Origin of the sequence: Paraburkholderia phosphatilytica, from assembly GCF_003443895.1 — a bacterium.
Lineage (GTDB): Bacteria > Pseudomonadota > Gammaproteobacteria > Burkholderiales > Burkholderiaceae > Paraburkholderia > Paraburkholderia phosphatilytica.
Map to the genome: position 1 here is coordinate 1 of NZ_QQOA01000091.1, position 2979 is coordinate 2979.

The 2979-nt window shown below is 62.6% G+C and carries 4 protein-coding genes; 3 read left to right on the forward strand and 1 reads right to left on the reverse strand.

Annotation, left to right across the window (positions count from 1 at the left end):
- Window positions 1–85: 85 nt before the first annotated feature.
- From tnpA to tnpC, 3 genes are all read left to right on the forward strand, one after another.
- Complete coding sequence (tnpA, locus tag DVS29_RS36620) at window positions 86–550, forward strand: IS66-like element accessory protein TnpA (RefSeq protein WP_118186213.1); 465 nt, start codon at window positions 86–88, stop codon at window positions 548–550.
- Entirely contained in the window at window positions 550–903 is a 354-nt protein-coding gene (gene tnpB, locus DVS29_RS36625; protein WP_164708090.1) for an IS66 family insertion sequence element accessory protein TnpB, read from the forward strand. Before tnpA ends, tnpB begins: the two co-directional genes overlap by 1 nt.
- Before the next feature lie 99 nt (window positions 904–1002).
- Window positions 1003–2616: an IS66 family transposase gene (gene tnpC / locus DVS29_RS36630; RefSeq protein WP_118186217.1), complete on the forward strand. Its 1614-nt coding sequence runs from the start codon at window positions 1003–1005 to the stop codon at window positions 2614–2616.
- A 9-nt stretch (window positions 2617–2625) separates the two neighbouring features.
- On the opposite strand, the gene DVS29_RS36635 is transcribed toward tnpC, so the two are convergent.
- The gene (locus tag DVS29_RS36635) at window positions 2626–2886 is read right to left on the reverse strand and encodes a hypothetical protein (protein ID WP_118186219.1); all 261 of its coding nucleotides are present in this window, start codon (window positions 2884–2886) and stop codon (window positions 2626–2628) included.
- Between the last annotated feature and the right edge of the window lie 93 nt (window positions 2887–2979).

Below are 2979 nucleotides of genomic sequence, written 5' to 3' on the forward strand. Positions count from 1 at the left end.
GTAAGCGCGAATTTGACCGCACCTAGAATCGGAAGCTGAACGAGCGCAGGCTTGCGTCCGCAACTACAACTTGCGGACGCAACCGATGACACAGAACGAAGTTGATTTCCTTCCGCTGCGGGTGACCGGCGTGACGGCGACGGGCAAGCGCAAGTTTGACGCCGAGGGTAAGCGCAAGCTGATTGACGCCTGCCGGCAACCGGGCGCGTCAATTGCCGGACTGGCGTTGAAGGCTGGGGTGAACGCGAACCAACTGCATAAGTGGATTCAATTGCGCGAACGCGCGAATGCCGCTGCTGCGATGGTAAGCGTCGAGGCGTTGCCATCGGCATTCGTGCCGGTCGTCACGGTGGGCGAGGTGGCACCGATGCGCACGAACCCCGAGCCGGTGAACGTACGACGAACGTCGCACAGGTACGAATCGGCGAAAGCAATGACGCCAGCGCGACTATCAGCGCAGTTGCCCAACGGCGTGACGCTGCAGCTCGAATGTGCCGCACACGATGGCGCTCTCGTGAAGGCGATGATCGAAGCGTTGGGGGCGCGCTGATGTTCCGCTTCGACGCGCACTTGCGGATCTACCTGCACCGCGAGCCCATCGACTTCCGCGCCGGCATCAACAGCCTGGTCACGCTGGTCGAGCAGTCAATGCAGCTCGATCCGCTTGCGCGAGCCGTCTTCGCGTTCCACAACCGCAAACGCGATCGCGTGAAGCTTCTGCTCTATGACCGGGCCGGATTCTGGCTCCTGTTGAAACGCCTCGAGGCCGACCGTTTCGTGTGGCCCCGCCGTCAGCAAGCCGTGATCGAACTGACGGCCGAGCAGCTCCACCTGCTGCTCGACGGCGTCGATATCGACGCCGTGCGCCGCCACCCAGCGCGGCAGTACTGCCACGCGAGCTGAAGCAGGGTATCGCTGCCGTTGCCGGTAAACAACGGCGGTTTGACCTGTTACAAATTCGCGTAAACCTATTTGGCTCTGCGATCCGCTATCGTTGAGCGCATGTCCCCTCCCGATCTCCCCCGACTTCCGCGCACCGCCAAGGCCTATATCCACAAGCTGGAGGAGCGGGTGGCGGCCGATGCGCAGGTCATTGCCGAGCGTGACGCCAGGATCGACGAATTGACCCGGCGCCTGGATGCGCTCGAAGAGCAATATCGTCTCGCGTTGGCCCGACAGTACGCGCCCAAGAGCGAGAAGCGCCGCGACCGCGTGTTCAACGAGGCCGAGGAAGCGGCCCAAGCCGAGGAGGACGACGGCGATGTGTTGGCGCTGCCCGATACCGGGTTGCCGGAACCCGGCCAGCCTGAACCGCGTAAGCGTGGCCGCAAACCTCTGCGCGCGGACCTGCCGCGCGAGCGAATCGAGTACGACCTGCCCGAGCACCAGAAGATCTGCCCGTGCTGCAGCAAGGCAATGCATCGGATGGGCGAGGAAATCAGCGAACAGTTGCACATGCAGGTCAAGGTTTCGGTGCTGCAGCACGCGCGCTTCAAGTACGCGTGTCGGCACTGCGAGCGTCACGGCACGCACACGCCGATCGTGGTCGCGCCGATGCCGGCGCAGCCCTTGCCGGGCAGTCACGCGAGTCCATCAATGATCGCCGCCGTCACGGCCGGCAAGTATGTCGACGGCACGCCCCTGTACCGGATGGAAGACGTGCTCGCGCGCTCGAACATCGCGGTCGGCCGCGGCACCCTGGCGAACTGGATCATCCGTCCCGCCGAGCTTCACTACACGCGCCTGTTCGAGGCGCTCAAGAAGATTCTGCTCAGCCAGTGGCTGATCCACGGTGACGAGACCACCGTCCAGGTTCTGAAGGAAACGGGCCGGAACGCGCGGGACAAGTCATACATGTGGGTCTACCGAAGCGCGGAGGATAGCGAGCAGCCGGTGGTGCTGTTCGAGTACCAGCCGGGGCGTGGCCAGCAGTACCCGAAGGACTTCCTCGGAGACTACGCCGGCACGCTGATGACGGACGGCTGGCCTGCGTGGCGGACGGTTAAATCGGCCACGCACCTCGGATGCCTTGCGCATGGACGCCGGATGTTCACGGACGCGCTCAAGGGGCAGAAGAACAAACCGAGCCCCCGCATCACGAAGGCGCTCGAATTCTTCCAGGCGCTGTACCAGGTCGAGACGCTCGCCAAACAGACGTTGCCCGAAGGCCAGACGCTGGCCGATTACCGGTATCGCCTGCGCCAGCAGCACAGCGTGCCGTTGCTAAACGCCTTCAAAACCTGGCTCGACGAACTCGCGCCAAAGGTTCTGCCCAAGAGCCTGCTGGGCGAGGCGATCGGCTACTGTCTCAGGCAATGGCCGTATCTGAGTCGCTACGTAGAGGACGGCCGGTTTGCAATCGACAACAACGTCATCGAGCGCGACATCAGGCCCTTTGTGACCGGACGAAAGTCGTGGCTCTTTAGCGATACGGTCGACGGCGCAAAAGCGAGCGCGATGGTCTACAGCCTGATGCTCACGTGTCGAGCCTGTGGCGTTGATCCCCATGCCTATCTGCTGCACGTGCTGACCGAATTGCCGCAGCGCGCACCGGATGCCGATATTAGCGACTTGCTACCGTTCAACTTCGCTCGACAGCAAGCCGTTACCGGGTAACTCCGATCGCTATCGCGCTGGGCCGAAGTATTGGTCCCACCGTTCCGAATCGGGATCGAGTCGGCGCACGATCACGTCGTCTGCCCGCACGATCACCCGTTCCAGCATCTGGCGCTTCGTTACCGAGTAACGGCGCGCTAACCGCGTCAGAGCAAGATGCGCTTCTGTGCTCATCCACATATCCAGACGTCGATCACCGTTGCCGTCCTTGCCTGCCGTCTCGCGCTTTGCTCGATAAGCCGCTTGCCGCTGTGCCGTCGTCTGCGCCATCTCGCATCTCCTTCGTTACCCGGTAACAATCGATTCGAAACATGTTACCCGGTAACGTCGGACCTTACGACGTGTGGCAGATTTAGCGCTTAC

Bases quoted from the DNA above. Each gene is read 5' to 3' on its own strand.
- tnpA (WP_118186213.1), top strand. From the start codon at position 86: ATGACACAGAACGAAGTTGATTTCCTTCCGCTGCGGGTGACCGGCGTG.
- tnpB (WP_164708090.1), top strand. From the start codon at position 550: ATGTTCCGCTTCGACGCGCACTTGCGGATCTACCTGCACCGCGAGCCC.
- tnpC (WP_118186217.1), top strand. From the start codon at position 1,003: ATGTCCCCTCCCGATCTCCCCCGACTTCCGCGCACCGCCAAGGCCTAT.
- DVS29_RS36635 (WP_118186219.1), bottom strand. From the start codon at position 2,886: ATGGCGCAGACGACGGCACAGCGGCAAGCGGCTTATCGAGCAAAGCGC.